Source organism: Natronospira elongata (assembly GCF_034931365.1).
GTDB lineage: Bacteria > Pseudomonadota > Gammaproteobacteria > Natronospirales > Natronospiraceae > Natronospira > Natronospira elongata.
Genome location: NZ_JAYGII010000080.1, coordinates 1 through 1871 on the forward strand (window position 1 = coordinate 1; position 1871 = coordinate 1871).

The 1871-nt window shown below is 56.6% G+C and carries 1 protein-coding gene; it reads right to left on the minus strand.

The window, feature by feature from the left end; translation table 11 throughout:
* Positions 1–1848, minus strand: a 1848-nt coding sequence (locus VCB98_RS13760; protein ID WP_374729224.1) for a hypothetical protein, incomplete at its 3' end; no start/stop codon positions are given.
* Between the last annotated feature and the right edge of the window lie 23 nt (positions 1849–1871).

Here is a 1871-nt window from a genome sequence, read left to right on the forward strand (position 1 = left end):
AGTGAATGCAACAGCGTTACCCACATCAACGTCATTGGCCTGGCTGAAGCTACCCCCTACATAAACAGTGCTCCCTTCCGGTGCAATCGTCCGCACTTCCCCATCATTGATCACGGGATTCCAGTCCGTCAGACCGAAGTCCACCAGCGAGAAGGAGGCAAGCCGCGGACGATCATAACCGCCCATGTAATCCACATTGCCGAAGGCCAACATGGTCTCGTCACTGATCAGGAACTCGTGGCCTCTGCCTCCCACTGCAACGGGATTCCAATATGCATCCGGTTCACCGCTTCCGGCTTCGACCCGGGCAAAGTTGGTCAATCTCTCATCGCCAATGTAGGAAAAGTTTTCACCGGCGATGTAAAGCATGCCATCGTGCAGGGCAAGATCATAAATGATCGCGCCTTCCGGCATGTCGACCGACCAGTCATCCCTGACCGCGCCAGTATCCTGATCGACCCGCGCCACGGCCTCACGTTCGGCGCCGCCAACCTCCTCGAACCAGCCGGCGATAATCAGGTCATCACCGTCACTGATAACACTGATGGCTCCACTCCCGGATATATCGGCATCGAAGTCATCCAAAGCACCGTCCGATACGTCGAATGCCGCCAGGCCGGATCGATCCTGGCCATTCGCCTGGTCAAAAAGCCCTCCGACGAAGAGACGATCATCATGGCGACTCACGTGCCAGACAGCGCCGTCAGTGGAGACATCGAAGTCATCGACGGTGCTGCCATCTCCAGCGTCAACAGCCTTCACATTGCCAGAAAATTGACCGCCGATATAAAGCTCATCCCCATCGAGAACCATGGACCGGACTATGCCTGTAATTGTTGACGAATCGAAGGCAGTGTCGAGGCTGCCATCCAGCTCAAGCGCGCCAAGATGCTGGTAGTCACTATCTCCGGCCAGACTAGCGAAACTGCCGCCAACATAAAGCCGGTCATCACTCACTGTCATGGCAAAGACAAAGGAACCGGGCGCCGGAACGTCCCAGTCATGATCGAGGCTGCCGTCAACATTCAAGCGAGCGAGGTTCTCCCTCGGCTCACCCTGGACCGTGTCGAACGCCCCACCGATAAACCAGCCGCCGTTTGGATCTTCCGCCACGGCGAATACTGCTCCGCCAATCGAGCCCCCAGCCAGGTCCAGCTTGGGACCGGTCAGCTCGGCAGTTGGTTTATCCAACCGGTACATTGCCATGCCGCCAGTGTGGGGGCCATAGCTTTCAAAATCACCGCCCACATACAACACACCGCCACTAATCTCGGTATCATTGACAGTTCCAGAAAGCTCGTAGGCCATCGGGGTCGCGTAGGCAGGGGCAGAGAGCCCACCACCGACCTGCTTGACGAAGGTATAGACGGTATCAGCCTGCAAACCATCGTCCTCCACTGTCAACGTGTGCTCGCCACCGGAAGCACCCGGAATCATGTCACCATCATCGCAGGATGTGACGTTATTCCAGTCGCACTCGGGATCGGTGGAATACAGGATATCGACATCACCAGCTCGGTCCCAGTCCAACACTACGGAATTGCGTTTACTCGATGCACCGACATCCAGCGCCTCGCAGGTCACCATGACGTCATCGACGTCAGCCATGTCAATCGTGCCGGTTTCGTTATCCAGCTCGCAAACCATTTCATCTGGGTGGCTTTCGACTGCGACGGTATAGTCTTCCCCATGACCAAGCTCTGCATCGAATGCAAACGGCCCATCATCATCGAGAGAAAGCGTCTCATCACTATTCAGATCGAGCACAACGGTGGAGCCGTTCAAACCGCTCACTTCGCCACCGACGGAGTAGGTCAAATCCTCACAGTTGACCTGGATGTCATCCACATCGGCGTCCGCGACGGTGCCGT